Annotated in this window: 28 protein-coding genes; 13 read left to right on the top strand and 15 right to left on the bottom strand. The window is 69.2% G+C overall.

Features of this window, described 5'->3' with window-relative positions; translation table 11 throughout:
• Window positions 1-26 precede the first annotated feature (26 nt).
• Window positions 27-1,013, bottom strand: a complete 987-nt coding sequence (gene rlmB, locus BLT19_RS08305; RefSeq protein WP_091488663.1) for a 23S rRNA (guanosine(2251)-2'-O)-methyltransferase RlmB — start codon at window positions 1,011-1,013, stop codon at window positions 27-29.
• A complete protein-coding gene (gene cysS, locus BLT19_RS08300; RefSeq protein WP_091488660.1) occupies window positions 1,003-2,424 on the bottom strand; it encodes a cysteine--tRNA ligase in 1,422 nt (473 codons plus the stop codon). Before cysS ends, rlmB begins: the two co-directional genes overlap by 11 nt.
• 63 nt (window positions 2,425-2,487) lie before the next feature.
• Between cysS and BLT19_RS08295 the strand changes: the two genes are divergently transcribed.
• Together BLT19_RS08295 and BLT19_RS08290 are read left to right on the top strand one after the other, a co-directional pair.
• Window positions 2,488-3,420: a DMT family transporter gene (locus tag BLT19_RS08295; protein ID WP_091488647.1), complete on the top strand. Its 933-nt coding sequence runs from the start codon at window positions 2,488-2,490 to the stop codon at window positions 3,418-3,420.
• Between the two features lie 169 nt (window positions 3,421-3,589).
• Window positions 3,590-4,051, top strand: a complete 462-nt coding sequence (locus tag BLT19_RS08290) for a GNAT family N-acetyltransferase (RefSeq protein ID WP_091488644.1) — start codon at window positions 3,590-3,592, stop codon at window positions 4,049-4,051.
• 8 nt (window positions 4,052-4,059) lie between these two features.
• On the opposite strand, the gene ispD is transcribed toward BLT19_RS08290, so the two are convergent.
• Both ispD and BLT19_RS08280 read right to left on the bottom strand, forming a co-directional pair.
• Window positions 4,060-5,268, bottom strand: a complete 1,209-nt coding sequence (gene ispD / locus BLT19_RS08285; protein WP_091488641.1) for a 2-C-methyl-D-erythritol 4-phosphate cytidylyltransferase — start codon at window positions 5,266-5,268, stop codon at window positions 4,060-4,062.
• A gap of 101 nt (window positions 5,269-5,369) precedes the next feature.
• Window positions 5,370-5,852, bottom strand: a complete 483-nt coding sequence (locus tag BLT19_RS08280) for a CarD family transcriptional regulator (protein WP_091488639.1) — start codon at window positions 5,850-5,852, stop codon at window positions 5,370-5,372.
• 145 nt (window positions 5,853-5,997) lie between these two features.
• Between BLT19_RS08280 and BLT19_RS08275 the strand changes: the two genes are divergently transcribed.
• A complete protein-coding gene (locus BLT19_RS08275; protein WP_091488637.1) occupies window positions 5,998-6,462 on the top strand; it encodes a DNA modification methylase in 465 nt (154 codons plus the stop codon).
• 24 nt (window positions 6,463-6,486) lie between these two features.
• Here BLT19_RS08275 and BLT19_RS08270 read toward each other — a convergent pair whose 3' ends face one another.
• Window positions 6,487-7,170, bottom strand: coding sequence for a response regulator transcription factor (locus BLT19_RS08270; RefSeq protein ID WP_091488636.1), 684 nt, complete (start codon window positions 7,168-7,170; stop codon window positions 6,487-6,489).
• On the bottom strand, window positions 7,167-8,396 hold the full coding sequence (locus tag BLT19_RS08265) for a sensor histidine kinase (RefSeq protein ID WP_091488635.1): 1,230 nt from the start codon (window positions 8,394-8,396) through the stop codon (window positions 7,167-7,169). The genes BLT19_RS08270 and BLT19_RS08265 overlap by 4 nt, the downstream gene beginning before the upstream one ends.
• 158 nt (window positions 8,397-8,554) lie before the next feature.
• Between BLT19_RS08265 and phoU the strand changes: the two genes are divergently transcribed.
• On the top strand, window positions 8,555-9,235 hold the full coding sequence (gene phoU, locus BLT19_RS08260) for a phosphate signaling complex protein PhoU (protein WP_091488634.1): 681 nt from the start codon (window positions 8,555-8,557) through the stop codon (window positions 9,233-9,235).
• A 270-nt stretch (window positions 9,236-9,505) separates the two neighbouring features.
• Here the strand turns inward: phoU and BLT19_RS08255 are convergent, their stop codons facing one another.
• Entirely contained in the window at window positions 9,506-10,258 is a 753-nt protein-coding gene (locus BLT19_RS08255) for a phosphoglyceromutase (protein WP_091488631.1), read from the bottom strand.
• Window positions 10,259-10,332: 74 nt separating this feature from the next.
• On the opposite strand from BLT19_RS08255, the gene BLT19_RS08250 reads away from it, so the two are divergent.
• Window positions 10,333-11,181 carry a methyltransferase domain-containing protein gene (locus tag BLT19_RS08250; protein WP_091488628.1) on the top strand — a complete coding sequence of 283 codons (849 nt, stop codon included), beginning with the start codon at window positions 10,333-10,335 and terminating at the stop codon, window positions 11,179-11,181.
• Window positions 11,182-11,208: 27 nt separating this feature from the next.
• On the opposite strand, the gene BLT19_RS08245 is transcribed toward BLT19_RS08250, so the two are convergent.
• From BLT19_RS08245 to BLT19_RS08230, 4 genes are all read right to left on the bottom strand, one after another.
• Window positions 11,209-12,321 carry an FUSC family protein gene (locus tag BLT19_RS08245; RefSeq protein WP_091488626.1) on the bottom strand — a complete coding sequence of 371 codons (1,113 nt, stop codon included), beginning with the start codon at window positions 12,319-12,321 and terminating at the stop codon, window positions 11,209-11,211.
• Window positions 12,322-12,352: 31 nt separating this feature from the next.
• A complete protein-coding gene (ygfZ, locus tag BLT19_RS08240) occupies window positions 12,353-13,450 on the bottom strand; it encodes a CAF17-like 4Fe-4S cluster assembly/insertion protein YgfZ (protein WP_091488623.1) in 1,098 nt (365 codons plus the stop codon).
• Window positions 13,450-14,067 (bottom strand): nitrobindin family protein, encoded by a 618-nt coding sequence (locus BLT19_RS08235; RefSeq protein WP_091488621.1) that lies wholly within the window; start codon window positions 14,065-14,067, stop codon window positions 13,450-13,452. The genes ygfZ and BLT19_RS08235 overlap by 1 nt, the downstream gene beginning before the upstream one ends.
• A gap of 134 nt (window positions 14,068-14,201) precedes the next feature.
• Window positions 14,202-14,504: a hypothetical protein gene (locus tag BLT19_RS08230; protein WP_231917851.1), complete on the bottom strand. Its 303-nt coding sequence runs from the start codon at window positions 14,502-14,504 to the stop codon at window positions 14,202-14,204.
• Between the two features lie 122 nt (window positions 14,505-14,626).
• On the opposite strand from BLT19_RS08230, the gene BLT19_RS08225 reads away from it, so the two are divergent.
• The 8 genes from BLT19_RS08225 (at window position 14,627) to BLT19_RS08190 (ending at window position 23,128) form a co-directional block, all read left to right on the top strand.
• On the top strand, window positions 14,627-15,328 hold the full coding sequence (locus BLT19_RS08225) for a winged helix-turn-helix domain-containing protein (protein ID WP_091488616.1): 702 nt from the start codon (window positions 14,627-14,629) through the stop codon (window positions 15,326-15,328).
• A gap of 38 nt (window positions 15,329-15,366) precedes the next feature.
• Window positions 15,367-17,532, top strand: coding sequence for an RNA degradosome polyphosphate kinase (locus BLT19_RS08220; protein WP_091488614.1), 2,166 nt, complete (start codon window positions 15,367-15,369; stop codon window positions 17,530-17,532).
• Window positions 17,529-18,467: an NUDIX hydrolase gene (locus tag BLT19_RS08215; RefSeq protein ID WP_091488612.1), complete on the top strand. Its 939-nt coding sequence runs from the start codon at window positions 17,529-17,531 to the stop codon at window positions 18,465-18,467. Before BLT19_RS08220 ends, BLT19_RS08215 begins: the two co-directional genes overlap by 4 nt.
• Before the next feature lie 150 nt (window positions 18,468-18,617).
• Entirely contained in the window at window positions 18,618-19,730 is a 1,113-nt protein-coding gene (gene pstS, locus BLT19_RS08210) for a phosphate ABC transporter substrate-binding protein PstS (protein WP_091488609.1), read from the top strand.
• Window positions 19,731-19,808: 78 nt separating this feature from the next.
• Window positions 19,809-20,753 carry a phosphate ABC transporter permease subunit PstC gene (gene pstC / locus BLT19_RS08205; protein WP_091488606.1) on the top strand — a complete coding sequence of 315 codons (945 nt, stop codon included), beginning with the start codon at window positions 19,809-19,811 and terminating at the stop codon, window positions 20,751-20,753.
• A gap of 1 nt (window position 20,754) precedes the next feature.
• On the top strand, window positions 20,755-21,861 hold the full coding sequence (pstA, locus tag BLT19_RS08200) for a phosphate ABC transporter permease PstA (RefSeq protein ID WP_091488604.1): 1,107 nt from the start codon (window positions 20,755-20,757) through the stop codon (window positions 21,859-21,861).
• A 17-nt stretch (window positions 21,862-21,878) separates the two neighbouring features.
• Window positions 21,879-22,658 (top strand): phosphate ABC transporter ATP-binding protein PstB, encoded by a 780-nt coding sequence (gene pstB, locus BLT19_RS08195; protein ID WP_091488601.1) that lies wholly within the window; start codon window positions 21,879-21,881, stop codon window positions 22,656-22,658.
• A gap of 89 nt (window positions 22,659-22,747) precedes the next feature.
• A complete protein-coding gene (locus BLT19_RS08190) occupies window positions 22,748-23,128 on the top strand; it encodes a VOC family protein (RefSeq protein ID WP_091488599.1) in 381 nt (126 codons plus the stop codon).
• A 26-nt stretch (window positions 23,129-23,154) separates the two neighbouring features.
• Here BLT19_RS08190 and BLT19_RS08185 read toward each other — a convergent pair whose 3' ends face one another.
• The 4 genes from BLT19_RS08185 to sigK all read right to left on the bottom strand — a co-directional run bounded on the left by BLT19_RS08185 (window position 23,155) and on the right by sigK (window position 26,302).
• Window positions 23,155-24,039 (bottom strand): aminotransferase class IV, encoded by an 885-nt coding sequence (locus BLT19_RS08185; RefSeq protein WP_091488596.1) that lies wholly within the window; start codon window positions 24,037-24,039, stop codon window positions 23,155-23,157.
• Window positions 24,040-24,196: 157 nt separating this feature from the next.
• The gene (locus BLT19_RS08180) at window positions 24,197-24,835 is read right to left on the bottom strand and encodes a DNA-directed RNA polymerase subunit beta (RefSeq protein WP_091488594.1); all 639 of its coding nucleotides are present in this window, start codon (window positions 24,833-24,835) and stop codon (window positions 24,197-24,199) included.
• A gap of 49 nt (window positions 24,836-24,884) precedes the next feature.
• On the bottom strand, window positions 24,885-25,715 hold the full coding sequence (locus tag BLT19_RS08175; protein WP_091488591.1) for an anti-sigma factor: 831 nt from the start codon (window positions 25,713-25,715) through the stop codon (window positions 24,885-24,887).
• Complete coding sequence (gene sigK, locus BLT19_RS08170) at window positions 25,712-26,302, bottom strand: ECF RNA polymerase sigma factor SigK (protein WP_091488588.1); 591 nt, start codon at window positions 26,300-26,302, stop codon at window positions 25,712-25,714. The genes BLT19_RS08175 and sigK overlap by 4 nt, the downstream gene beginning before the upstream one ends.
• Window positions 26,303-26,438 lie beyond the last annotated feature (136 nt).

The following is a 26,438-nucleotide window of genomic DNA, read 5'->3' as shown; positions in this document are numbered from 1 at the left end:
CTCAGCAATCGAGCTCGGCGAGCAGGTCAGCCGCGGAGCGTCGAGACCTGGTACAGCGCGACGGATGCCGCGATGCCGGCGTTGAGCGATTCGGTCGCCGCGTTGATGGGGATCGACACGATCTGGTCGCACGTTTCGGTGACCAGGCGCGAGAGGCCCTTGCCCTCGGAACCCACGACGATGACGACAGGACGATCGGCGAGCTCCAGTGCGGGCAGCGACACGTCGCCCCCGCCGTCCAGCCCGAGTACGAAGACGCCCTGCTTCTTGAACTCCTTGAGCGTTGAGGTCAGGTTGGGCGCGATCGCGACGGGGATGCGCGCCGCAGCACCCGCGCTGGTCTTCCACGCGGCGCTGTTGACGCTGGCCGAACGCCGCTGCGGGAGAATCACTCCGTGCCCGCCGAACGCGCCGGTGGAGCGGATGATCGCGCCGAGGTTCCGCGGATCTGTGACGCCGTCCAGCGCCACGAACAGCGGCGTCTGGCCGCGGTCGATGACCTGCTCCAGGAGGTCTTGCGGGTGGGCGTACTCGTACGGCGGAACCTTCAGCGCGACACCCTGGTGCACGCCGTCGAACCCGGCCATGCGATCCAGTTCGGGCCGCGTGACCTCCATCACCGGGATCTCCCGGTGCGTGGCGATCGAGAGCATCTCCTTGACGCGGTCGTCCATCTCGACGCGCTGCGCGATGTAGAACGCCGTCGCGGGGATCTTCGCGCGGAGCGCCTCGAGCACCGAGTTGCGGCCGGTCACCACCTCGGTGTCATCGTCCTTCTTCGCCCGCGACTGCCGCGGGGCACTGGCGCGCTGCGCCGGCTTGCCGGTGCCGCCCGCGGCCGCATAGCGGTCCGCTGCTGCCTTGCGCTTCCCTGCGGGGTGCCACGCGCGATCCTCAGCCTTCGGCGTCGGTCCGCGTCCCTCGAGCGAGCGCTTGTTCTTGCCGCCCGTGCCCTTGGTGGGGCCCTTCTTCGGGCTTCTGCTGGCGCCTGGGCGCCCCGGCTTACCGGCCATCGATACTCCAATGTGTTGCGTCAGGGGTGTCTTCGAGCACGATGCCCGCAGCCGCGATCGCATCGCGGATGCGATCGGCTCCCACCCAGTCCTTGGCAGCGCGCGCCTCAGCGCGCTGCGTGATCATCGTCTGCACGAGGGCATCCAGAGCGGATGCCTCGGCCGAGGAGTCCGTGGTGCTCCAGTGCGGGTCCTCGGGGTCGATGCCGAGGATGCCCACCGAGACGGCGACATCCGCGAAGGCCGCGGCCGCGGCATCCGGATCCCCCGCGTCCAACGCGCTGTTGCCGTCGCGGACGCGCTCATGGATCACCGCGAGCGCCTGTGGAACGTTCAGGTCGTCGTCCATGGCGAGCGCGAACCGCTCCGGGATCGTCGCGGACACGACGGTGTCCTCGTCCGGCGCGGCGAGGGCGCGTGCCGCGCGGGCGAGGAAGACACGGATGCGCTCCAGTGCCGCTTCGGCGTCGTCGAACGCCTTCTCCGAGATGTCCAGGTTCGAACGGTAGTGCGCGGCTGCGAGCGCATAGCGCACGACGAGAGGATCGCGCCGCCGCAGCACGTCGTCGGCGAGGACGAAGTTGAACAGCGACTTCGACATCTTCTGCCCGTCGACGGTCACGAGTCCGTTGTGCACCCAGTAGCGGGCGAACGGGTCGCCGGCGGCGGTGGACTGGGCGAGTTCGTTCTCGTGATGCGGGAAACGCAGGTCGAGCCCGCCGCCGTGGATGTCGAACTCGGGGCCGAGGTAGCGGCGCGACATGGCGGAGCACTCGATGTGCCATCCAGGACGCCCCGGTCCCCACGGCGAGTCCCAGATCGCCGACTCCGGCTCATCAGCCTTCGCGCCTTTCCACAGAGCGAAGTCGCGGGGATCCCGCTTGCCGCGCGGATCGGCGTCGGCCGCCGGCTCCATCGCATCCAGCGACTGGTTGGTGAGCGAGCCGTAGGTCGCCCACGACCGCACATCGAAGTAGACGTCACCCGGCGCTGCTGCCCCGGGTGCGTAGGCGTGCCGCGACTCGATCAACCGGGCGATCAGCTCCTGCATCTGCGGGATCGACGCCGTCGCACGCGGCTCGTACGTCGGCGGCAGGATGCCGATCGCGGAATACGCCGCGGTGAAGGCGAGCTCCATGCGATAGGCCAGCGCCCACCACGGCTCGGCATCGGTCGCGTTGACCAGCACCTTGTCGTCGATGTCCGTGACGTTGCGAACGAACGTCACGCGGCCGTAGCGGTGCGCGAGCCAGCGACGGAGGATGTCGAAGCTCAGCGCGCCGCGCAGGTGGCCGATGTGCGGCCCGGATTGGACCGTCGGTCCGCAGACGTACACCGTGACGTTCGCGGGGTCCAGAGGCACGAAGTCGCGCAGGCTCTGCGCCTTGGTGTCATAGAGCCGGATCGTCACCGCCCCAGCCTACCGGCGGGGCATGCGCGCGACCTGGGTGCGACGAGCCGGTAGAACTGTAGGGTGCATGTCCTCGCCGTCCTCGCCGCAGCGCTGCTGTTCGGCACGACCGGCACGGCCCAGGCCCTCGGCCCGGAGGGCACGACGCCGCTGTCGATCGGGGTCATGCGCATGGTGATCGGCGGGACCGGGCTCGCGGTCATCGCGTTCCTCCTGGCCGCACGCCACCACCGGAGGATGCCGGCGGATGCGTCGCGGGGGCCCGGCTGGGGCGCGCGTCCGGTGGCGCTCATGGTGCTGACCGGCTTCTGTCTGGCGCTGTACCAGCCGCTGTTCTTCCTCGGGACCGCCCGCAACGGTGTCGCCGTGGGCACCGTGGTGGCGCTCGGATCCGCGCCGATCCTCGCGGGGCTCCTCGAATGGGCCCTGACCCGCCGGGTGCCGAGCGCGACGTGGATGCTCGCGACCGCCCTGGCCACGGTCGGCGTCGCGCTCCTGGGTTTCGGCGGCGAGGCCGGCGGAACCGGCGGCACCGACCCGGTCGGCGTCCTCGGCAGCATCGGAGCGGGGGCCTCGTTCGCCGTCATCGCCAATGCGCAGCGACGACTGCTGGACTCCGGCTGCGATCCGTTCACCGTCGTCGGCGGCATGGGCGCCAGCTCGGCGATCCTGTCCGCCTTCGTGCTGCCGTTCGTCGACATCTCCTGGATGGGCACGACGGCCGGACTCGTGATGGCGCTGTGGCTCGGGCTGGCGACGATCTCGATCGCCTACGTGCTGTTCACCTGGGGCCTGGGAGGACTCACCGCCGCCACCGCAGCGACACTGACCCTCGGCGAGCCGCTGACCGCCAGCATCCTGGGCATCACCGTGCTCGGTGAGCGGCTGTCCGTGCTGGCGATCGTCGGTCTGCTCGTCCTCGCGTTCGGGCTCGCGCTCCTCGCGTGGGGATCCCGCGCTGCGCGCGACCCGCGTCCGTTCGCCGTGGAGGCCTGACCGTGGCCGCGTTCGCCACCCCCGCGCCGCTGCCGCGCGCTCGGCGCCAGCCACCAGCCCGCGAGACTTCACGAATGTCACCGAATCGCCCCGAGAACGTGACATTCGTGAAGTCTCGCGGGGTTGGGAGCGTCGCAATCGTGAAGTCTCGCGGGGTGGGGAGCGTCACATGACCATCGAGATCCGGGTCGACGACCTCACCGGCGCCGAGACACGCGACCTGATCGCGCTCCACTTGGCCGGCATGCACGACACCTCCCCGCCGGAGAGCGTGCACGCGCTGGATGTGGACGACCTCCGGCATCCGTCCGTCACGTTCTGGTCGGCGTGGACAAACGGTGAGCTCGCCGGCATCGGCGCGCTGAAGATGCTCGACGCCGATCGCGGCGAGCTCAAATCGATGCGCGTCGATGACCGGTTCCGCGGCACCGGGGTGGGCCGTGCCCTGCTCGAGCACATCACCGCCGTCGCCCGCGAACGCGGGATGACGAGCCTCTGGCTGGAGACCGGCAGCCCGGACGACTTCGTTCCGGCGCAGCGCCTCTACGAACGTGCGGGGTTCACGCGCTGCGGGCCGTTCGAGGGGTACGCCGACGATCCGTTCTCGGTCTTCATGACCCGCGCGCTGTGACGCGGTGATCAGGCGGGCGTCACGAGCGCGGTCGCGAACGCGGCGACCCCTTCGCCCCGGCCGGTGAACCCCAGCCCGTCGGTCGTCGTCGCCGACACCGACACCGGAGCCCCCCCGAGCGCAGCCGACAGCACCGCTTCCGCCTCTGCCCGTCGCCCGGCGAAGCGTGGGCGGTTCGCCTGCACCTGCACCGCGACATTGCCCACGCGCCATCCGGCTTCGCCGACGAGGGCCAGAGTGCGTCCGAGGAACACGTCGGCGTGTGCTCCGGCGTACTCGGGGTGATCGGTGCCGAAATGCGTGCCGATGTCGCCGAGGCCGGCAGCCGACAGAAGCGCGTCGACGATCGCGTGCGCCACGGCGTCGCCGTCGGAATGACCCGACAGGGCAGCCTCTCCCGGCCACTCGAGTCCGGCGAGCCAGAGTGCACCCTCACCGCCGAACGCGTGCACGTCGGTGCCCATGCCGACGCGTGGCCTCCGGGACTCTGCGTCCAGGTGCGCGGCGGCCGGGACGAGCGGATGCTGCGCCACCAGCGCCCGCGCCCGCTCGAGGTCGGCGGGGGTGGTGATCTTGAAGGCGAGCGGGTCCCCCACGACCACGCCGACCGGGTGACCCGCGGCGGCCAGCACGGCGGCATCGTCGGTGTAGTCCTGCTCGGCCGTGCGGTACGCGGCATCGAGAACGTCGCGGCGGAAGCCCTGCGGGGTCTGCGCGGCCGAGAGCTCCGACCGGTCCACGGCCGCGACGATCACGGAGTCTTCGACGCGCTTGATCGTGTCGATCACCGGCAGCACCGGGATGACACCGAACGCGCCCGCGTCGATCGCCGCGATCACGCGGTCGAACGAGGATGCCGGGGTCAGGGCCCGCGCCGCGTCGTGCACCAGCACGATCTCGACGTCGGGCCATACGCGCGACAGGCCCGCCTGGACCGACGTCTGGCGGGTGTCGCCGCCGGCGACGACGGAGACGAGGTCGCGGCGGTCGCCGGACGCGGCGAGCGCGTCCGTGAGCGCATCGCCCTCGCGGCCGGCAGGCGCGACGACGATGACCTGCGCGAGGCCCGCCTCGAACACCCCCCGGAGGGCGTGCCGCAGCATGGTGTGCTCGTCGATCCCGACGAACGCCTTCGGCGCACCGGCGCCCAGACGGGCACCGGATCCGGCGGCCACGACGATGACCGCGACTCGCGGGACGGGCACTGCAACTGTCACGCGACCACGCTATCGGGTCTCGATACGCTGACCGGCGCTCGCTACCGAACCTTGCGTCGCTGATGGATCAACGCGGGCATCGCTCGCATCGATCCGTCGAGTCAGCTGGCCAAGACCTCGTCGAGGATGACGCCGGCCTTCTCCTCGTCGGTCTTCTCCGCGAGGGCGAGCTCCGAAATGAGGATCTGCTTCGCCTTGGCGAGCATGCGCTTCTCGCCCGCCGACAGCCCACGGTCCTGATCGCGGCGCCACAGGTCGCGCACGACCTCGCTGACCTTGATGACATCGCCGGAGGCCAGCTTCTCGAGATTGGCCTTGTACCGGCGCGACCAGTTGGTCGGCTCCTCGGTGAACGGAGCACGCAGCACTTCGAACACCTTGTCCAAGCCCTCTTTGCCGATGACGTCGCGAACGCCCACGAGATCGACATTGTCTGCCGGGACCTCGATGACCAGGTCGCCCTGAGTGACGTTGAGCTTCAGGTATTTCTTGGTCTCGCCCTTGATGACCCGTTCTTTGACTTCGATGATCGTCGCCGCGCCGTGGTGCGGGTAAACAACGGTTTCGCCAACCTCAAAAAGCATGGAGTTATGTCCTTTCGGCAACCTCTAGGATACCACAGGCGAACATGCGGTAAGGTTCGCCGCCTACCCCGCCAGGCGTCCCCACGCCGCTCGGGCCGACCCCCTAGAATGGCTGACGAAGCCGTCATCCGCACCTGGAGGATCCGTGAAATCGCGCCTCATCGCGTCGCTCGCCATCGGCGCTCTCGTCGTCTTCGGAACGAGCGGTTGCGCCATGCTCTCCACGCAGGCCACGACGATCCCGTACTCCCCCGCGGACGGCGTGAACGTCCCCAACGGCGGTCCGCTCGAGATCCGCAACGTGCTGATCGTCGCGAACGAGGAGGGCACCGAGGGCAACCTCGTCGCCGCCATCGTGAACACCACCGACAAGGCGCAGACGCTGTCGATCGAGTACGGCGACGGCGGCAGTGAGAGCATCCGCGTCCGGGCGAACGAGATCCTGAGCCTCGGCACCGAGGACACCGACCCGCTGTTGCTCGAGGACATCGACACGATGCCCGGCGCCGACATCCCGATGTACTTCCAGTCCGGCGACGCCGAGGGCGTCACCGTGGCCGTCCCGGTGCTGGACGGTTCGCTGAGCTACCTGTCCGATCTCGTCCCGTAACGAGACCGGCGGGCGGCCTCGGACTCAGCTCTCGAAACGGTAGCCGAGTCCCCGGACGGTCACGAGCATCGTGGGCTCGCTCGGGCTCTCCTCGATGCGCGAGCGGATCCGCTTGATGTGCACGTCGAGCGTCTTGGTGTCGCCGAAGTAGTCGGTGCCCCACACGCGGTCGATGAGCTGTCCGCGCGTGAGCACACGACCGGCGTTGCGCATCAGCACCTCGAGCAGCTCGAACTCCTTCAGCGGCATGTTGATCTCGCGCGTGTCGACCGCGACCGTGTGGCGATCGATGTCCAGCACCACCCGGCCGCCGTCGAGGATGTGATCCTCGAGGTCGGCCTCGGTCTGGGCAAGACGACGCAGTACCGCGCGCATGCGCGCGAGCAGCTCACGTGCCGAGTAGGGCTTTGTCACGTAGTCGTCGGCGCCGAGCTCGAGACCCACCACGATGTCGACTTCGGAATCCTTGGCGGTCAGCATGATGATCGGGACCGCAGAGGTGGAGCGGATCTGGCGGCACACCTCGGTTCCCGGCATCCCCGGGAGCATCAGGTCGAGCAGGACGATGTCGGCGCCGCGATCGCGGTACGCGACGAGGGCGGCCGGGCCGTCTTCGGCGATCTCGACCTCGTAGCCCTCCCGGCGCAGCAGGTAGGCGAGCGGGTCGGCGAGGTCGGGCTCGTCCTCGACGAGTAGGACACGGGTCATACGGGGGCTCCGTTCGTGGAGGGCGCGGATGCTGCGGCCTTGGGCTTCTTCTTCTTGCGAGCGCGCGTGGGCCGCGGCTGGTCTGCCGGTGGCTCGACCAGTGGGAGTCGGATGGTGAAGGTGGATCCGCGACCGGGGCGCGACCACAGTCGCACCTCGCCGCCATGGCGCTGGATGGCGTGCTTGACGATGGCCAGTCCGAGCCCGGTGCCACCGGTGCGACGCGAGCGGGCCTGATCGGCGCGGTAGAAGCGCTCGAACACCCGCTCCTGATCGGCCTCGGCGATGCCGATGCCCCGGTCGGTGACGGCGATCTCGACGATCTCGCCCACCGCCTTGACGCCGATGCCGACGCTGGACCCGCTCGGCGAATAGGCGATGGCGTTGGCCATGAGATTCCCGACCGCTTCGCTCAGGATCTGCGCGTCGCCGCGGACGAACAGCCCGCGCTCCCCACCACGGACGAGCTCGACACCGGAGGAACCGGCCTGGATGGCGTGCGCCTCGATCGCCGATGTCACGACCTCGTCGACGGCCACGTCACGCTCGTCGTTGAGTTCGTCGGCCGCCTGCAGCCGCGACAGATTCATGATGCGCGACGTGAGCTGGGCGAGGCGAGCAGCCTCCGCACTCAGCCGCCCCGCGAAGTTGCGCACCTGATCCGGGTCGTCGGCGGCGGACTCGATCGCCTCGGCAAGCAGGCTCACCGCGCCCACCGGAGTCTTCAGCTCGTGGCTGGTGTTGGCGACAAAGTCGCGGCGCATCTGCTCGACGCGTTCCCGCTCGGTGATGTCGCGCAGCACAAGCAAGGTCAGCCGCGCGGAGAGCCGCGTGGCGCGAACGACGACCAGGCGGGGTTCGGCCGGCGGGGCACCGCGGCGCAGCCGAAGCGTCGTGGTGGCCGTCGACTGCGGCCCGGTCGCCTCGTGGTCGCGCACCCGGCGCGCGATCAGCCGCAGCTCGTCGGAAGGAAGGACATCGCCCTCGCCGAGGTGGAACGGCACGGCGGCCGCGGAGGCGACCAGCACGGTGGAGGATGCGTCCACGACGACCGCGGCATCGTCCAGGCCGTGCAGGACGTCGCGCACGCCGCCCGGGATCTCGGTGGACGTCTGCATGCGCATGCGATCGCGCGCCCGCAGTGCCACGACGATCACCACGGAAACCGAGCCTCCGATGATCACCCCGACGAGGAGGGCGAGCAGCGCCAGCTGCGTCTCATCCATGCATCCAGCGTAGACGGCGCACGTCGGCGTCCCCGGGCGATCGCCTCCGCCCACGGAGGGTGGCAAGTACTATTCATTCCTGCGGCACCATCCGTTAACCTTCGCTGGCGACAATCACCAAGGTCGCGGGCCCGCCCGCGCAACAGGAGAGGTGTGCGATGCGCGAAGTATTCCATCAGTCACTCGAGGACGTCCAGGGACGCCTCGTCGAGATCGCCGAGCTCGTGACGGTGGCCATCGACAAGGCCACCCGCGCGTTCGGTACGAGTGACGTCGCCTTGGCCGAAGAGGTCATCGAGGCCGATGCGGTCATCGACGACAAGGCCATCGAACTCGACGAACTCGCGATCGAGATCCTCGCCCGGCAGCAGCCGGTCGCCAGAGACCTCCGCATCGTCGTCAGTGCGCTGCGGATCAGCGCGTCGCTGGAGCGCATGGGCGACATCGCCGAGCACATCGCGCAGCTGACTCGCATGCGCTTCCCCGAGCGCGCCATCCCGAAGGGTCTCAAGTCGACCTTCACGAAGATGGGTGCGTTGGATGTCGAGGTCGCCCGCAAGCTCACGGAGCTGCTGCGCACCGAGGATCCCGCGCTCGCCGACGAGATCCGCAACGACGACGACAAGCTCGACGACCTGCACGTCAGCGTCTTCGAGAAGGTGCTCAGCGACACCTGGCAGGGCGAGGCGTCGGCCACCGTCGATGCGACCCTGGCCAGCCGGTACCACGAGCGCTTCGCCGACCACGCGGTGTCGGTCGCGAAGAAGGTCGTCTACCTGTCGACCGGCGACTGGACCGTCGAGACCGACACCATCGACGTCGTCGTTCCGGTGCAGTAGCCCGTAGGACGACAGCAGCGGCCGGATGCCTGGGTTCAGGCATCCGGCCGCTTCGTCGCGTCTGGTCGCCGATGCGCGGGACGCACGCATGACCGAGGTGTCAGGTCGTGTGGCTTCCGATCCGCTCAACCCGCAGCACCTGCCACCCCGTTCAAGGCTCGACATGACGAGGTGGCAGTCCCTGCGTCTTCCGGCGACGGCGAACCGCACGAACTGCCACCTCACGGCGCGGCACGGCACCGCGAGAAAGCGTGCGGCGGGCGCGAGCGCCTAGTGCTTGGCGCCCTGATTGGCCACCGCGGCCGCGCCGGCAGCCGCCGCCTCGGGGTCGAGGTACTCGGCGGGCGCGATCGGCGTGAGGTCTTCCCCCAGGCGGTACACGAGCGGGATGCCCGTGGGGATGTTCAGCTCGGCGATGTCGGCGTCGCTGATGCCGTCGAGGTGCTTGACCAGCGCGCGCAGCGAATTGCCGTGGGCGGTGACGAGCACGGTCTTGCCGGAGCGGAGGTCGGGGGCGATCGTGCTCTCCCAGTAGGGCAGCAGCCGGTCGATGACGAGCTTGAGCGACTCGGTCCGAGGGATCTCGCCGTCGATTCCCGCGTAGCGCGGGTCGCCGACCTGGCTGAACTCCGAGTCGTCATCCAGCGGCGGCGGCGGCACGTCGAAGGATCGACGCCAGAGCATGAACTGCTCCTGACCGAACTCGGCGAGGGTCTGCGCCTTGTCCTTGCCCTGCAGGGCACCGTAGTGGCGCTCGTTCAGGCGCCAGGTGCGCGTCACCGGGATCCACAGCCGGTCGGCGGCATCCAGCGCGAGGTTCGCGGTCTGAATGGCACGGCTGAGCACGGACGTGTACAGCACGTCAGGCAGGATGCCGGCTTCGGCCAGCAGCTCGCCGCCGCGCGTGGCCTCGGCCTTGCCCTGGTCGGTCAGGCGCACGTCGACCCAGCCTGTGAAGAGGTTCAGCTCGTTCCACTCGCTCTGGCCGTGACGAAGGAGGATCAGGGTGTGAGGCGCGGTCATGGCCCCATGATAGCGACGCGCGATGACGAGTCCGGGCGCCGGTCACCACCGGTCGAGCCTGGCATCATGGCCTGATGGTCGCCGCTCCCGCTCCCCGAGGGCAGGAGGGGCGACGGCCCGTGGGACGCCTGACCCGCGGGACGACCGGAACCAATCGGCTCCGCCGTGTGGACCGGTGGATCGCCCGGCAGCCGGTGCTGCGGCGCACAGCCGATCCGCTCGTGATCGACCTGGGATACGGGGCGAGCGGCGTGACCGCGTTCGAACTGCACGCTCGGCTCGCGAAGATGCGCCCCGATGTCGAGGTGCTCGGCCTCGAGATCGATCCCGCCCGCGTGCAGCGCGCCACCGCACAGCTGCAGGAGGTCCGCGAGGGCGGCGGCAGCTTCGCCGCCGATGCCGCGGTCAGCTTCGCCCGCGGCGGCTTCGAGGTGCCGACCCCGGGTGGGCGCGCGCCCGCGGTGATCCGCGCGATGAATGTGCTCCGCCAGTACGAAGAGGGCGAGGTCGCCGCGGAGTGGATCCGCATGGCCGGGCGCCTCGCGCCGGACGGGCTGCTGATCGAGGGCACGTGCGACGAGCTGGGCCGGATCTGCACGTGGGTCGCGATCGGAGCGGATGCCGCACCCCGCACACTCTCGATCTCGCTGCGGCTGTCCGGACTGCAGCATCCCTCCATCGCCGCGGAGCGGCTCCCGAAAGCGCTCATCCACCGCAACGTCCCCGGCGAACCCGTGCACGCGCTGCTGTCCGCGCTCGATGCCGAATGGGATCGTGCATCCGGGCTGTCGACGTTCGGGCCGTCGCAGCGGTGGGAGGCGGCACTTCGCGCACTGCGCGAGCAGGGCTGGCCGCTGCGGGAGCAGTCGCGGTGGCGGCTGGGCGAACTCACCGTCCCGTGGTCGAGCGTGGCTCCGCTCTGACCCCGGGCGCTGCGAGTCGCCGCCCGGTCAGATCCTCGGCACGCAGCCGCGCGCCTCGGCAGCCGGCATCCCCGTCGCCATCAACAGGTCGACCGCGAGCGGCCGCAGGGCCGCGATGAGGTTCTGCTCCCCCAGACTCGCGCCCGGGAGGATGGCGGCCGGGTCGAGCCGCCCGGCGACCGAGCGCACCGCCTCGCGTGCGATGGGCTCGAGCGAGATGTCCTCGAGCGACCCGGCGATCACGCCCGCGCCGCGGCCGAGGTCGGCGAGCAGGTCGGCGGCGACCGGGCGGGCCTGGCCGTCGTCGCACAGGTAGACCACGCGTCGCGCGATCACCCGGAGATTGCGGGTCGCGAGGTCGGTCGACTGGCGGATCCGGTCATGGCGCTGCAGCTCGGAGCGCTGCCGCCGCAGGAACGGCGAGATGCGGGCGATCGCGCGGCCAGAATCCAGCGACGTCGACCAGGCGTCCACGGATGCCTGCAGCGCACGTGCCTTCTCCAGCCCGCGCTCCGCTCGGAGCCGGTCGCCCCGTCGGAGCGCCTGCGCGAGCGTCGCGAAGACGCCGTCGATCGATCGGTACAGCTCCAGACCCTCCCGCGCCTCGGTGCGCTGCAGCGTGCGCGGGATGAGCGCGGTGACCAGCAGCGCCGCGGCCCCACCGATCAATCCGTCGACGAGGCGCAGGAACGGGGCGTTGGCGGGGATCACCATGACGATGAGCGCCTGGATGGCCGCGGCGATCGCGAAGCTCGCCTGCGCCGAGAGGAACCGGGCGACGACGAGCGTCACCCCCAGCGCGAGCCCCAGCTGCCACCAGCCCGAGCCCGCCACCAGCAGGAGCAGCTCCGCGACGAGGATGCCCACCAGCATCCCCACGACCGTCTCCAGCACCCGACGAGGGCGGGCATCGCGCACCAGGCCCAGGCTCGACACGCAGACGGTCGCCGCGAGGAGCGGAGCGGGGTGACCGAGCACGGAGTGCGCGAAGGCGAAGGCGCCGGTGGTCGCCACGACGATCTGCACGATCGCGATCGAAGAGCCCTGTACCCGTCGGAGCCCGGAGCGCGGATCCACGCGCGACCGCCATCCGGTGGGGATCGCCGTCGTGATCGGCTGGGAACGGCGATCGTCGGTCATCAGCGGCCTGATGTCGGGTACGGCGTTCGGGTCACCGTCGCGCGCCGATGCGGGGCAGGCGCGGAACCTGAGCCGCCTTGCCCGCCTCGGGAGGAACGATCGTCTCCTGCGCGGCCGCGATCGGCCCGTCGGGTGTCTGCACGGTCAGATCCGCGTCGGATGGAGCCGAGCGGCGCACGAGCGCAAGCGCGATCGGGCCGTCCTCGTAGTGCAGCGCGACCGAGGTCACGACGCCGATGACGTCGTCGCCGGCCAGCACTGAGGCACCCGGCTCCGGCAGGACGGTGTCGCTGCCGTCGAGGTGCAGAGCGATGAGGCGGCGAGGCGGATGCCCCAGATTGTGCACCTTCGCGACGGTCTCCTGACCGCGATAGCAGCCTTTGTCCAGATGCACCGCGGTGCGCAGCCAGTCGGTCTCATGCGGAAGCGCTCGGTCGTCGACCTCCGCCGACCAGCGCGGGCGCCATGCCGCGACCCGCAGCGCATCGGCGGCGACGAGCCCGGCCAGAGCGATCTCGCCCGCGGCGGCAGCTCCCGCAAGGCGCTGCTCCTCTTCGCGGGTCACCACGACCTCAGACCAATCGCGCTCCTGTGCCGGGTGCGGCTGCACGAGCGCGTACCCGACTCCACCGGCGCTGACCGCGGGCCACGGGTCGATCCACCTCAGGGGCACGCCGGACGGGGCGGCCGGTTCGACGCCGGCGAGTCCGGCGGGCGTCCCGCCGATCACCGCGTACTCATCCGAGGCATCGCGGGGGTCGACCCGCAGCCGGAAGCGCATTTTGCGCAGCCAAGCCAGGAGCGGCTCGGCGTCCCCCCGATCGACCACGAGCCACGTCGTCTCGCCGTCGTCGATGACCGCCGCCGCATGTTCGATGCGGCCGTTCGGATCCAGCACGAGCAGTTCGGTGCTCTCGCCGGGATGCAGGCGCGTGAGGGCCTGGCTCGTCAGCGAGTCCAGCCAGGACAGCCGATCTTCGCCGGAAACGGCGAGGACCGCGCGGTCGCCCAGGGGCGCCACCGCCGACCCGTTCGCCAGTGAGCGCTGCTCGACCAGCGGATTGCCGGCGTGGCGGAGGCGCTCGCCGTCGAGGACGGCGCCGGGGACGGATGCGAAGACTGAGGCCATCACTCCACCCGCGCGAGGCGCGCGGACGCGTGCGAGCCGAGTTCGCGGCCGAGCGCGGCGATGTCCCAGGCCCACAGCAGGTGGGCATCCACCAGGCCGTACATGCGGGATGCCGCGGCGTACACGCGCGTGCCGGCCGGACGCACGACCGCATCGGTCGCCAGATCGATGCGCGGGCCCTTGATCTGACCGAGGTACAGCTCGCTCACCCCGTCGGAGTGCACCAGCGAGACCTCGATATCGAATCCGCCGTCGGCGTTGCGGAGCTCTTCGACATCGTCCGCAGTGCGGTCGGCTCCGGCAGCGACGGGCGGAAGCAGGCCGGGGCCGGGGTCGGCATCCAGCGCCGGACGGGCCAGACGCCAGTATCCGGTCTCGGCGACCAGGAGGGTACGCGCCCGCTCACCGTCGGCGGCCGCGTCGGCGAGCAGCCACGCGCTGGCCGAGTAGTTCAGGTATGGCCCGCCGTCGTGGCTGAAACTCACGCGGTGGTGGAACTCGCCCGCGAACCGCTGATCGCCGACTTCGTAGTCGATGACCCCGGTGCCCTCCCAGACACCGAGCAGCCAGGACAGCGGCGCGAGATCGGCAGGCAGGTCGGTGGGAAGATCCAGCACGACGCAGCCCGTCAGCGCTGGCCGCGGTAGAGGTTCTTCAGCACCACGACCGAGGTGAAGGCGATCGCAAGCGACGCGAGGCCCAGCAGCCCGACGAAGAAGAGTTCGAGTGCGACGAGATCCATGGGAACACTCTAACCGGGAACGACCGCGGCCAGTCCGAAGCCGAGGCTGATGACGCCCATCACCAGGAGCGCACCCAGCGCGCTGGCGGCGACCCGCTCGGTGAAGCCCTGCGATCGGCCGTAGCCGAGCTGGACCGCGAACGCCAGCACCAGGCACGCGCCGAGCGCGACGGTCAGCCACGCGGCACGCCACTCCCCCGGCACGAAGAGCCCGATGGCGACGCCGGCGAGCGCCGCGGCGATCCACACGGCGATGATGCCGCCGAGAGTCCCGCGGGGTGCCAGTTCGGGCGTTGCCCCATGCGCATCCACGTGCTCATTCTCGCCCATCACGGGCCTCGCGGGTACCTCTGCAGCACATACCGGAAGATGCAGAGCGCCCTAAGCCCTAAACTGGACGTCTCGGCGCCATTCCGCGCTGGAAGGACGGCGTTTTGGCACAGCTTCTGGTTCTGAGCTCCGCGCAGGGCGGCGGCCCCGTCCTGCCTTCGCTCGAACTGCTGAGCCACCGGGTCCGCCAGATCCCCGCCGAACCCGCGCAGCTGGTGAACGCGCCCAGTGCCGACATCATCTTCGTCGACGCGCGCATCGACCTGGTCGGGGCGAAGTCGCTCTGCAAGATCCTGAACACGACCGGCCTGGACGCACCGCTCCTGCTGGTCGTCACGGAGGGCGGACTGACCGCCGTCTCCACGGACTGGGGCGTCGACGACGTGATCCTGGTCACTGCCGGCCCGGCTGAGGTGGATGCCCGCGTGCGACTGGCGATCGGCCGGATGACGAAGGACGCGGTCTCGACCCGCATCCAGACCTCCGGCATCTCGATCGACGAGTCCTCGTACTCGGCGAAGGTGCACGGCAAGCCCTTGGACCTCACGTACAAGGAGTTCCAGCTCCTGCACTTCTTCGCGACGCATCCGTCCCGCGTCTTCACCCGGGAGCAGCTGCTGAGCGAAGTGTGGGGCTACGACTACTTCGGCGGCACCCGCACGGTGGACGTGCACGTGCGACGACTGCGCGCCAAGCTCGGCGACCTCGAACAGCTGATCGGAACCGTCCGCAACGTCGGCTACCGATTCAACGTGTACGAGGAAGATCAGCTGCCGACCGCACGCGAGCGCACCGGCGCGTCCTAGTTCATACAACCGTCACCTCACCCTGCAATGATGAGGGGATGATAGGCAACGAGCTGCTGGATGCCGGTCTCGGCGACGCAGACGACGACGACTTCGACCTCTCCGAGGCCTTCGACTCGCAACTCCCGGACAATCGCTACCTCGACCGCGAGCTGAGCTGGCTGGCATTCAACCAGCGGGTGCTCGAGCTCGCCGAGGACCCAGCGCTGCCGGTGCTGGAGCGGGCCAACTTCCTGGCGATCTTCGCGAGCAATCTGGACGAGTTCTTCATGGTCCGCGTGGCCGGTCTCAAGCGACGCATCCTGACCGGCCTCGCCGTCCCGACCAACGTCGGACGCTCGCCGCAGGAGGTGCTCGCCGACATCTCCGCAGACGCCCACGCCCTGCAGCTGCGCCATGCTGATGCCTGGACCACCCAGGTGCGTCCGGCACTGGCCGACGCCGGCATCGAGGTCATGTCGTGGGACGCGCTGGAAGACGATGAGCGCGCTCGCCTCTCCGAGTACTTCCAGGCGCAGGTCTTCCCGGTGCTCATGCCGCTGGCGGTCGACCCCGCCCATCCGTTCCCCTACATCTCCGGACTGTCGCTGAATCTCGCGATCCGCATCCGCAACGCCCGCACCGGCCGCCAGGAGTTCGCGCGACTGAAGGTGCCCCCGATGCTGCCGCGGTTCGTCGACGTCTCGCGTCACGGTGACACGGTGCGCTACCTCCCTCTCGAGGAGCTCATCGCCAACCACCTGGGCGACCTGTTCCCCGGTATGGAGATCCTCGACCACCACGCGTTCCGGTTGACGCGCAACGAGGACGTCGTCATCGAGGAGGACGAGACCGAGAACCTCATCCAGGCCCTCGAGGCCGAGCTGCTGCGGCGACGCTTCGGGCCGCCGATCCGTCTCGAGGTCGGCGACGACATGGACGACCTCACCCTCGATCTGCTGATCAGCGAGCTGGACATCACCGCCGCCGAGGTCTACCGCCTCCCCGGCGCGCTCGATCTGCGCGGGCTGTTCGACCTCGCCAAGATCGATCGCCCGGAGCTGCACTTCCCGGCGCACGTGCCGACCACGGCGCTGGCCTTCCAGCCGCCGGAGCAGAACGGCCGATCCGACATCTTCGCCGCGATCCGCAAGGGCGACGTGCTCGTGCATCACCCGTACGAGTCGTTCGCGACGAGCGTGCAGGCCTTCCTCGAGCAGGCCGCGCGCGACCCGCACGTGCTCGCCATCAAGCAGACGCTGTACCGCACCTCCGGCGACAGCCCCATCGTGCAGGCGCTGATCGACGCCGCCGAGGCCGGCAAGCAGGTGCTCGCGCTGGTGGAGGTCAAGGCCCGCTTCGACGAGGCCGCGAACATCGTCTGGGCGCGCAAGCTCGAGAAGGCGGGCGTGCACGTCGTCTACGGCCTGGTGGGGCTGAAGACCCACTGCAAGCTCGCCCTCGTCATCCGCGAGGAGGACGGGATGCTGCGCAGCTACAGTCACATCGGCACCGGCAATTACAACCCGAAGACCAGCCGCATCTACGAGGATTTCGGGCTGTTCACGAAGGACGAGCAGGTCGGCAAGGATCTCACGCGTCTGTTCAACGAGCTGTCGGGCTACGCGATCGAGAAGAAGTTCAAGCGTCTGCTCGTCGCGCCCCTGCACCTGCGCAAGGGTCTGCTCCGACTCATCGAGAAGGAACGGCGCAACGCCGCGGCGGGCAAGCCCTCCGGCATCCGGATCAAGGTCAACTCCATGGTCGACGAGCAGATCATCGACGCGCTCTACCGCGCGAGCCAGGCAGGCGTCCCGGTCGAGGTCTGGGTGCGCGGCATCTGCTCGCTCCGCCCGGGCGTCGAAGGCATGAGCGAGCACATCGTCGTGCGCAGCATCCTGGGCCGGTACCTCGAGCACTCGCGGATCTTCATGTTCGCGAACGACGGCGACCCGCAGGTCTACATCGGCAGCGCCGACATGATGCACCGCAACCTCGACCGCCGCGTCGAGGCGCTGGTGCGCGTCGTCGCGCCCGCGCACCTGAAGGAGATCACCGATCTGTTCGATGTCGCGATGAGTGACGGAACCAGCTCCTGGTGGCTGGGTCCCGAGGGCGAGTGGACCCGCCACAGCATCGGTGAGGACGGCAAGCCGCTCATCGACATCCAGGAGCGCACGATCAACGCCGTCCAGCGCCGCCGGCGGGCACGGGCGGTGCGATGACCGACACCGCTGTCTACGCCGCAGGTGGCGTTCTCTGGCGGATCGTCGACGAGAAGCTCCTGGTACTGCTCATCCACCGCACGAAGTACCGCGACGTCACGCTGCCCAAGGGCAAGGTCGACCCCGGCGAGATGCTCGCCGAGACCGCCATGAGGGAGATCTTCGAAGAGACCGGCGTCCGGGTGAGCTTGGGCGTTCCGGTCGGCATCTCGCGATACCTGATGCCGAACAAGAGGCAGAAGATCGTCCACTACTGGGCGGCGGAGGCGACGGACGCCGCGATCCGCTCCTCGGCGTTCGTGCCCAACAAGGAGATCGCGGCACTCGAGTGGGTTCCGCTGAAGAAGGCCGCCGGCAGGCTCAGCTACCCGGTTGACGTCGAGATCCTCGAGTACTTCGAGCGACTCGTCGATGAGCGCGTGCTGCGCACATTCCCGCTCATCGTGCTCCGGCACGCCAAGGCCGTGTCCCGCGAGAACTGGGACCAGTCCGACACCGCACGGCCGCTCTCATCGAAGGGCAAGAAACAGGCGCACTCCATCGTCGGACCGCTCTTGGCGTTCGGTGCACGCAAAATCGTCTCCAGCCCCGCGGTGCGGTGCGTCAAGACCGTCACGCCGTTGTCGGCCGCGCTCGGTCGTCGGATCGACACGACCGCGCTGATCAGTCAGGACGCCTGGGAGGATGGCGCCTCCGATGCGCGCACGGTCGTGGGTCAGCGCGTGCGCAGTCGCAAGCCCACGGTCCTGTGCAGCCACGGACCCGTTCTTCCCGAGATCCTCACCGAGATCGCCCTGGCGACGGGCACGCTCCGCGGGTCCTACCTCGGGAGCGCGTCGGCCCTGGAGACGGCGGCCTTCTCGGTCGTGCACCTGTCCGTCGACAATCCCGGTTCCGGGATCGTCGCGATCGAGACGCACGCGCCGAAAATCTGACCCGATCGGGGATCTTCCCCCGATCCATTCACCTGAATCCCGTTCACCTTCCGTTCACCTTCCGACGCCCAGTCTCTTAAGAGTCGGTGTCTACGGTCAGTGCGTGCCCCGCACCGGGCACACAACCCTGACAACCGTGAAGGATTCACAGTGAAGCTCTCCCGAATTGCCAAGATCGGCGCCATCGGCGCCGTCGCGGCCCTCGCCCTCACCGCTTGCGCGTCCAACGAGTCCGGTGGCACCGCCACGACCGACCCGTCGGCTCCCGCCGGCCTCTCCGGCGAGCTCGCCGGCTCCGGCGCCTCGTCGCAGGAGGTCGCTGTCCAGGCGTGGACCGCCGGCTTCCAGGGCGCGAACCCGGACGTCACCATCAACTACGACCCCGCCGGTTCCGGCGCGGGCCGCGAGTCCTTCCAGGCCGGCGCCGTGCAGTTCGCGGGCTCCGACCGCGCGTTCAAGCTCGACGAGATCGAGGCAGGCCCGTGGGATGCGTGCGCCGACGGCTCCGGCATCATCGAGCTGCCGACCTACATCTCCCCCATCGCCGTGATCTTCAACATCGACGGCGTCGACGAGCTCAACCTCGACGCCGCCACGATCGCCGGGCTCTTCGCCGGCACGATCACCAGCTGGGACGACCCGGCTATCGCCGCGCTGAACCCCGACGCGACGCTGCCGGCCCTCGCCGTCACGCCCGTGCACCGCACCGACGACTCGGGCACCACCGAGAACTTCACCGACTACCTGTTCCAGGCCGCACCCACCGTGTGGACCTCCGAGCCGGACGGTGTCTGGCCGCTGAGCACCGGTGAGGGCGCCCAGGGCACCTCCGGTGTGGTCTCCGCCGTCTCCGGTGGGAACGGCACGGTCGGCTACGCCGACGCGTCGCGCGCCGCCGAAGAGGGTCTGTCGACCGCCGCCGTCCAGGTCGGCGAGGAGTTCGTCACCTACTCGCCCGAGGCCGCTGCCGCCGTCGTGGACGAGTCGCCGTTCGAGGACGGCCGGAGCGAGGGCGACCTCGCCATCGCGCTGGACCGCACCACCGAGGTGGCCGGCGTCTACCCGATCGTCCTGGTCAGCTACATGATCGCGTGCGAGGAGTACACCGACCCCGCGACTGCGTCGCTGGTGAAGGGCTTCCTCACGTACATCGCCAGCCCCGAGGGTCAGCAGGCCGCTGCCGATGCAGCCGGCAACGCTCCCATCTCGGAGTCCCTCACCGAGCAGGTCAACGCGGCGATCGATCTGATCGTCACCCAGTAGTTCCGCATACCCGGTCCGGTGCCCACGGGCACCGGACCGGGTATCACCCTGAACGGCCCGAACTCGAGACAGGATGTCATGACCACCACTACCGCTCCGGCCGCGGTCAAGGCCAAGCAGCGGCCCGGAGATCGCTGGTTCTCGGGAACGGCGCTGTTCGCAGGATCGATGATCCTGGTCACCCTCGCCGCCGTCGCGATCTTCCTCATCGTCCAGTCGATCCCCGGAATGACCGCGACGAGCGAGACCGCCTCACTGCTCACCGGGAACTTCTGGCAGTATGTCGGCCCGCTCGCGTTCGGCACCGTCTGGGCATCTCTGCTCGCGCTGCTGATGGCGGTCCCACTCTCGGTGGCGGTCGCCCTCTTCATCTCGCACTACGCGCCGCGCCGTCTGGCGCAGACCCTCGGCTACATCGTCGACCTGCTGGCTGCGGTCCCCTCGGTCGTCTTCGGCCTGTGGGGCATTATGGTCCTCGCGCCCGCCGTTCAGCCGGTGTACGCGTGGCTCAACGCCAACGCCGGCTGGTTCCCCCTCTTCAGCGGAACGGTCTCCAGCACCGGGCGCACGATCTTCACCGCATCCATCGTCCTGGCGGTGATGGTCGTCCCGATCATCACCGCGATCTGCCGCGAGATCTTCCTCCAGACTCCGGTCCTGCACGAGGAAGCCGCGCTCGCCCTCGGCGCGACCCGCTGGGAGATGGTCAAGATGGCCGTCTTCCCCTTCGGCCGCAGCGGAATCGTCTCGGCGTCCATGCTCGGCCTCGGCCGCGCACTGGGCGAGACGATGGCCGTGGCCATGGTGCTCTCGGTCGCCAACGTCGTCACCTTCGAGCTGTTCACCGCGACCAACCCGGGCACGATCCCGGCCAACATCGCGCTGACCTTCCCCGAGGCCTACGGCACCAACATCAACGTGCTGATCGCAACGGGTCTCATCCTGTTCGTGGTCACCTTCGCAGTCAACGCCCTCGCGCGCTGGATCGTCAGCCGCCGCAAGGAATTCTCGGGAGCCAACTGACATGACTGTGATCACCGCATCCCCCGCCACGCGCCCGCCGGCGCCCGAATCCGAGCCGATGCGCCTGACCAACGGCCACCTGCCCAAGTGGGCTCCGTGGGCCGTGCTGGTCGGCAGCTTCGCGATCAGCTTCATCATCTTCGGCATCCTCGCGATGGCCTCCGGCGATGCGATCAACATCGCGGGTCTCGTCGTGGTCGCGGCGCTCATCTTCCTGGTGCTGATCTTCGTGATCTCGACCGTGGTCGAAGGTCGCCGCAAGGGCGTCGACCGGCTCGTCACCGGAGTCGTCTCCTCCGCCTTCGTCCTTGCCATGGTGCCGCTGGTCTCCGTCGCCTGGACCGTCGTCGCCAACGGCGTCGCCGGCTTGTCGGCCGAGTTCCTCAGCAGCTCGATGCGCAACGTCGTCGGCGAGGGCGGCGGCGCCCTGCACGCGATCGTCGGCACGCTGCTGATCACGCTCGCCGCCGCGATCATCTCGATCCCGATCGGGCTGTTCACCGCGATCTACCTCGTCGAGTACGGCAAGGGGAACCGGCTCGCGACGGGCATCACGTTCCTGGTCGACGTCATGACCGGCATCCCGTCGATCGTGGCGGGCCTGTTCGCCTACGCGGTGTTCGCGATCTTCTTCGGCCCGGGCATCCGCCTCGGAATCATGGGCTCGGTGGCCCTGGCGGTCCTGATGATCCCGGTCGTCGTGCGCTCCAGCGAGGAGATGCTGCGCCTGGTTCCGAACGAACTGCGCGAGGCGGCCTATGCGCTGGGCGTCCCGAAGTGGCTCACGATCGTCAAGGTCGTCCTGCCCACCTCGATCGCCGGCATCACCACGGGCATCATGCTCTCGATCTCCCGTGTCATCGGCGAGACCGCCCCGCTGCTGATCACCGCCGGTGTGACGGCATCCATGAACTACGACCTGTTCTCCGGCCGGATGATGACCCTGCCGGTGTTCGCCTACTCGCAGTACATGAACCAGGGCATCCCCGCGCAGGCCTACATCGACCGCGCGTGGGCGGCCGCATTCATCCTCATCATCATCGTCATGGTTCTGAACCTCGTCGCGCGTCTCGTCGCGAAGGTCTTCGCCCCCAAGACCGGCCGCTGAGCCGCAGAAGGAAAATCGTGTCCAAGAGCATCGAAGTCAACGACCTCAACGTCTACTACGGCGACTTCCTCGCCGTGGAGGGCGTCTCCCTCAGCATCGAACCCCGAAGCGTCACCGCGTTCATCGGCCCGTCGGGATGCGGCAAGTCCACGTTCCTGCGCACCCTGAACCGCATGCACGAGGTCATCCCCGGCGCACGCGTGGAGGGCGAAGTCCTCCTCGACGGCGACAACCTCTACGGCTCCACCGTCGACCCGGTGCTCGTTCGCCGCCAGGTGGGCATGGTCTTCCAGCGCCCCAACCCGTTCCCCACGATGTCGATCCGCGAGAACGTGCTGGCCGGCGTGAAGCTGAACAACAAGCGCATCTCGAAGGGCGACGCCGACGCACTGGTCGAGCGTTCGCTGCAGGGTGCCAACCTGTGGAACGAGGTCAAGGACCGCCTCGACAAGCCCGGATCCGGCCTCTCCGGCGGACAGCAGCAGCGTCTCTGCATCGCCCGTGCGATCGCAGTCTCGCCCCAGGTCCTGCTGATGGACGAGCCCTGCTCGGCTCTGGACCCGATCTCGACGTACGCCATCGAGGAGCTGATCGAGGAACTCAAGTCCGAGTACACGATCGTGATCGTGACGCACAACATGCAGCAGGCCTCGCGCGTGTCCGACCGGACGGCGTTCTTCAACATCGCCGGCACCGGCAAGCCCGGCAAGCTCATCGAGTACAACGACACCAAGTCGATCTTCACGACGCCGACCGTCCAGGCCACCGAGGACTACGTCTCCGGCCGCTTCGGGTAGCGCTTCAGCGCGTACCGAGACACGGGTAGGCACGGATGGTTTCAGTGGAGCGGATGCCTCGAACGAGGCATCCGCTCTACTGTTGCGTCATGGACTATTCGCTCGAAGTGATCGGGATCCCGGTATCGGACGTGGACGCCGCCATCCGCTTCTACGTGGACCAGGTCGGCTTCCATCTCGACCACGACGTCTCCTCGAGCCCGGGCATGCGCGTCGTCCAGCTCACTCCGGTCGGCTCGCCCTGTTCCGTCGTGTTCGGAGAAGGCCTGCCGCTCGGCGAGCCGGGTTCGACCAAGGGCATGCAGCTCGTCGTGTCGGACATCGACGCGGCACGGGCCGAGCTCGCGGAGCGGGGCGTCCCCATCTCCGAGGTGATGCTGCTCGGACCGGCCGATCGGGAGGGTTCGCGGTTCGCGTTCTTCCAGGATCCCGACGGCAACGGCTGGTCGCTGCAGGAGATCCGGCGCTAGTTCGCGCCTTCGCGCGAGCCTCCCGATCAGTCGCGGGGCGAGAGCAGGTACGCGTTCAACGCCGCGGTGAACTCCGCGTCTCCGCCCAGCGGCACGCCGTCGATCGCGGTGATCGGGGCCGCGAGACGGACGCTGGAGACCAGCCACGCCGCGTCGGCCGTTGCCAGATCGGATGCCGGGATCGACGCGTATTCGGTCCGGTGACCCTGCGATGCCAACCATTCGAAGGCGCTCAGCTGCGTCGTGCCGTGCAGGATCGAGCCCGTCGGCGCCGGCGTGAGGAACGCGTCACCGCGGCGCAGGATGAGCGATGCGGTCGGCGCTTCGAGCACGATGCCATCGGTGGAGACGAAGATCGCGTCGTCGGCGCCGCGCCGCTTCGCCTCGCGGATCGCCGCCATGTTGACCGCGTACGACAGGGTCTTCGCGCCCAGGAGCAGCCACGGCGCACGCGCGGCCGCGCCGCTGTCGAAGCCGCGATCGAGTGTGACGACGCGGATGCCGCGTGTACGCGGCACGGTGAAATCGGCGGCCGCCGCCGCGGTCACCCACGCCGTCGGGGCGGGGCCGTGTTCGACGCCGCGACTGAGGATGAGCTTGATGACCGACTCACCTGGGCCGGCGTGCGCGGCGACGAGATCCACCGCCTGGCGCCACTGCGGCAGGTGCGGGGCCGGCAGGTCGCACAGCCTGGCGGAGTGCGCCAACCGTTCCAGGTGCGGGACGACCTCCTGCGCGTGGGAGTCGATAACTCCGATTGACTCGAAGATGCCGTCACCGCGCTGAGTGCTCAGCTCGCCCACGTTCAGCGCGGGTGCGGCCGGATCGATCTCGGTGAAGGTGTCGGCGAAATCGTCGCGGTCGTCATCGGATGCCGCCGGATCAATCGTCAGCGCGTAGTGCCAGGCCATCCTCTGAGCCTACGGCCGGGAATGCCCTGCAGTCCGTCTCGGTTACACTGGAACAGCCGGGCCGCAGTAACCCCGGGCTCCATCTTTCGCCGCTATGAGCGGCCTCGCGCCGAGAGGCGTTCTGCGGCCCGGCACCATCGTTCCCGGCCTTCTCACGTCACGTCAGCGATTCGCGGCGCCAGAGCGACGCGCATGCGGCCAGATCGGTCGCGTAGTCCGCCAGGCGAAGCGCGCGCGTGGTCAGCGCCGAAGCGCGCTCCGGCTCCGTGCCTTCGTAATCGTCGGCCAGATGGCTCGCACCGGACGCCTCGACCCGGCAGAACGCTGCGGCGCGATCGAGGGCCACCGCGAAGTCGCCGCGGAAGAGGCCGCGCAGGATGGTGTCGATGAGCGCGACGAGTTCGTCGGGACTCGCCGGCGTCGGCGCGCCAGCCACCACAGGATCGGCGGAGTCGATCTCGACCCGTCCGCGCTCGTAGAGCAGTGCCGCGGTCTGGGGGTCGTCATGGATCATCAGCTGCACCAGGTACAGGCGCCAGAGGGCGCCGGGCAGCGACGTCGACGGCGAGCGCGACCACAGCTCGGCGATGTCGTCGATGCCGTGCTCATCCGTGAAGGAGACGAGCCGCTCGACGATCGCCCCGTCCGGATCGGCCCGAGCCCGCGCCAGGAGCGCCTGAGCGGTCGAGTGCGCGGCGCGCGAGACCTCGGCCGGGTCTTCCGCGGCGAAGCGCCTGTCGAACGTTTCGGCGGGCCGGCGCACCGGTTTGTGGAAACCGCGGGACTCGTCGCTCACCCCCCAAGGCTACCCGGCGCCCCGACCCGGTCGGCCGCCGGCGAACGGACTATGCCGTCGGGATCGCGAGGATCGGGTCGGTCGTAGGCTGCCCGGTCTCGGACCCGCCGACCGCTTCGACCGTCACGGCGATGACGTCGCCGGGCTGCACGTCGCCGGACAGCAGGGCGGTTGCCGTCCCGCCGTCGGCGGCGAAGGTTCCGGCCGAGATGGCCTCGCCGTCGCGGACGAACCACGCCTGAAAACTCTGATCGTCGGCGAGGGACGGCAACCCGTCCGAGACGAGGACGGACTTGCCGAGCGAGGCGGACCAGTACGCGGTCGCCTCTCCACCATCGGCGAGTTCGGCCGTGGCGGACTGCACGTCGGGAGCGTCCTGGATCTCCTGGAGTGCCACGACGGATGCCGGGGTGCTCAGCTGCTCGCTGACGAACACGGCCCCCCATCCGACGCCGACCAGAAGGACCAGCGATGCGGCGAGCGCGAACCAGGTGCGCATTCCCCCGGGACGGCGCGCTGAGGCCGCGACCGGCTCCGACCTGCTCGAGGACTGTGCCGCGGCACGAAGCTCCGCCTGCGCGCGTGCTTCAGCGCGGGTCTGGGCGGCCGGGGGTGCATCATCGGCAGTCGGGACGATGTCAGTCGGCTGGTTCTGCGGTGTGACAGCGATCTGGGCCAGGAGGGCGGCCCGAATACCGGCGGACGGCGTCTCGGGCGCGGTCAGTTCTGCGAGGCGGGTCGCGGTCGCGGCATCCGATTCCACGATTGCCTCCCACTCGGGGTGAGCCGAGCGCGCCCGCTCGAACGCGGCCGTCTCATCGGGCGACAGCGCGTTCAGTACGTACCCGGCCGCCAGTTCGGCGAACTCCTGCTCGTTCACGATGCCACCCCCATCTCCACTCTCAGTCGGGACAATCCGTCCCGCATCCTCGTCTTCACCGTTCCCAGCGGTGCTCCCACCAGGGCGGCGATTTCGCTCTGACTGTAGCCACCGAAGTACGCGAGCGTGAGCGCTTCACGCTGCGGTTCCGGCAGACCTGCCAGCGCCTCGGAGACCTTCCGGCCTTCGATCCGCAGTTCCACTTCCTCGGCGACGCCGTCATATGCGACACCCATATCCCGGAAGCCCGCACGCACATCACGATCGGTGCTCGCCTGCGAAGATCGCACGCGATCCACGGCCCGGCGATGCGCGATGGTGAACACCCACGATCTCCCCTGGCCTTTGTTCGGAGCGAAGCGTCCCGCGGATTGCCAGATCTCGAGGAAGACCTCCTGGAGCACTTCCTCGCTCTGCGATCGGTCAACCAGAACCCGCAGGATCAGTCCGAAGACGCGAGGCGAGAGCATGTCGTACAGGCGCGCGAAGGCATTCCGGTCGCCGTCCGCGACGCGCTGCAGCAGCTCGCCGGCATGGTCGACGGAGGGCGTGCCGTCCTCGGGTACGTCGACGCCATCAATCACCACCCCTCCAGCATGCCTTACGCGCGCGCGATCCCTTCTTTGCACACGGCGCCTTGACACGGCTCCGGAAAAACTGTTTCGACCAATTCCCCATCCGATCCGGCGAGGGTGGCGAAGACATCGTGTAGGCCGCCACAGC

This window comes from Microbacterium pygmaeum (assembly GCF_900100885.1).
Taxonomy (GTDB): Bacteria; Actinomycetota; Actinomycetes; order Actinomycetales; family Microbacteriaceae; genus Microbacterium; species Microbacterium pygmaeum.
This window is presented reverse-complemented; position numbering and strand designations above follow the sequence as displayed.

What these genes read in the sequence shown, in the direction of transcription:
- rlmB (WP_091488663.1), bottom strand. Translation starts at nt 1,013, where the DNA reads ATGGCCGGTAAGCCGGGGCGCCCAGGCGCCAGCAGAAGCCCGAAGAAG.
- BLT19_RS08290 (WP_091488644.1), top strand. Translation starts at nt 3,590, where the DNA reads ATGACCATCGAGATCCGGGTCGACGACCTCACCGGCGCCGAGACACGC.
- BLT19_RS08280 (WP_091488639.1), bottom strand. Translation starts at nt 5,852, where the DNA reads ATGCTTTTTGAGGTTGGCGAAACCGTTGTTTACCCGCACCACGGCGCG.
- BLT19_RS08270 (WP_091488636.1), bottom strand. Translation starts at nt 7,170, where the DNA reads ATGACCCGTGTCCTACTCGTCGAGGACGAGCCCGACCTCGCCGACCCG.
- BLT19_RS08265 (WP_091488635.1), bottom strand. Translation starts at nt 8,396, where the DNA reads ATGGATGAGACGCAGCTGGCGCTGCTCGCCCTCCTCGTCGGGGTGATC.
- phoU (WP_091488634.1), top strand. Translation starts at nt 8,555, where the DNA reads ATGCGCGAAGTATTCCATCAGTCACTCGAGGACGTCCAGGGACGCCTC.
- BLT19_RS08255 (WP_091488631.1), bottom strand. Translation starts at nt 10,258, where the DNA reads ATGACCGCGCCTCACACCCTGATCCTCCTTCGTCACGGCCAGAGCGAG.
- BLT19_RS08250 (WP_091488628.1), top strand. Translation starts at nt 10,333, where the DNA reads ATGGTCGCCGCTCCCGCTCCCCGAGGGCAGGAGGGGCGACGGCCCGTG.
- BLT19_RS08245 (WP_091488626.1), bottom strand. Translation starts at nt 12,321, where the DNA reads ATGACCGACGATCGCCGTTCCCAGCCGATCACGACGGCGATCCCCACC.
- ygfZ (WP_091488623.1), bottom strand. Translation starts at nt 13,450, where the DNA reads ATGGCCTCAGTCTTCGCATCCGTCCCCGGCGCCGTCCTCGACGGCGAG.
- BLT19_RS08220 (WP_091488614.1), top strand. Translation starts at nt 15,367, where the DNA reads ATGATAGGCAACGAGCTGCTGGATGCCGGTCTCGGCGACGCAGACGAC.
- BLT19_RS08215 (WP_091488612.1), top strand. Translation starts at nt 17,529, where the DNA reads ATGACCGACACCGCTGTCTACGCCGCAGGTGGCGTTCTCTGGCGGATC.
- pstC (WP_091488606.1), top strand. Translation starts at nt 19,809, where the DNA reads ATGACCACCACTACCGCTCCGGCCGCGGTCAAGGCCAAGCAGCGGCCC.
- pstA (WP_091488604.1), top strand. Translation starts at nt 20,755, where the DNA reads ATGACTGTGATCACCGCATCCCCCGCCACGCGCCCGCCGGCGCCCGAA.
- BLT19_RS08190 (WP_091488599.1), top strand. Translation starts at nt 22,748, where the DNA reads ATGGACTATTCGCTCGAAGTGATCGGGATCCCGGTATCGGACGTGGAC.
- BLT19_RS08185 (WP_091488596.1), bottom strand. Translation starts at nt 24,039, where the DNA reads ATGGCCTGGCACTACGCGCTGACGATTGATCCGGCGGCATCCGATGAC.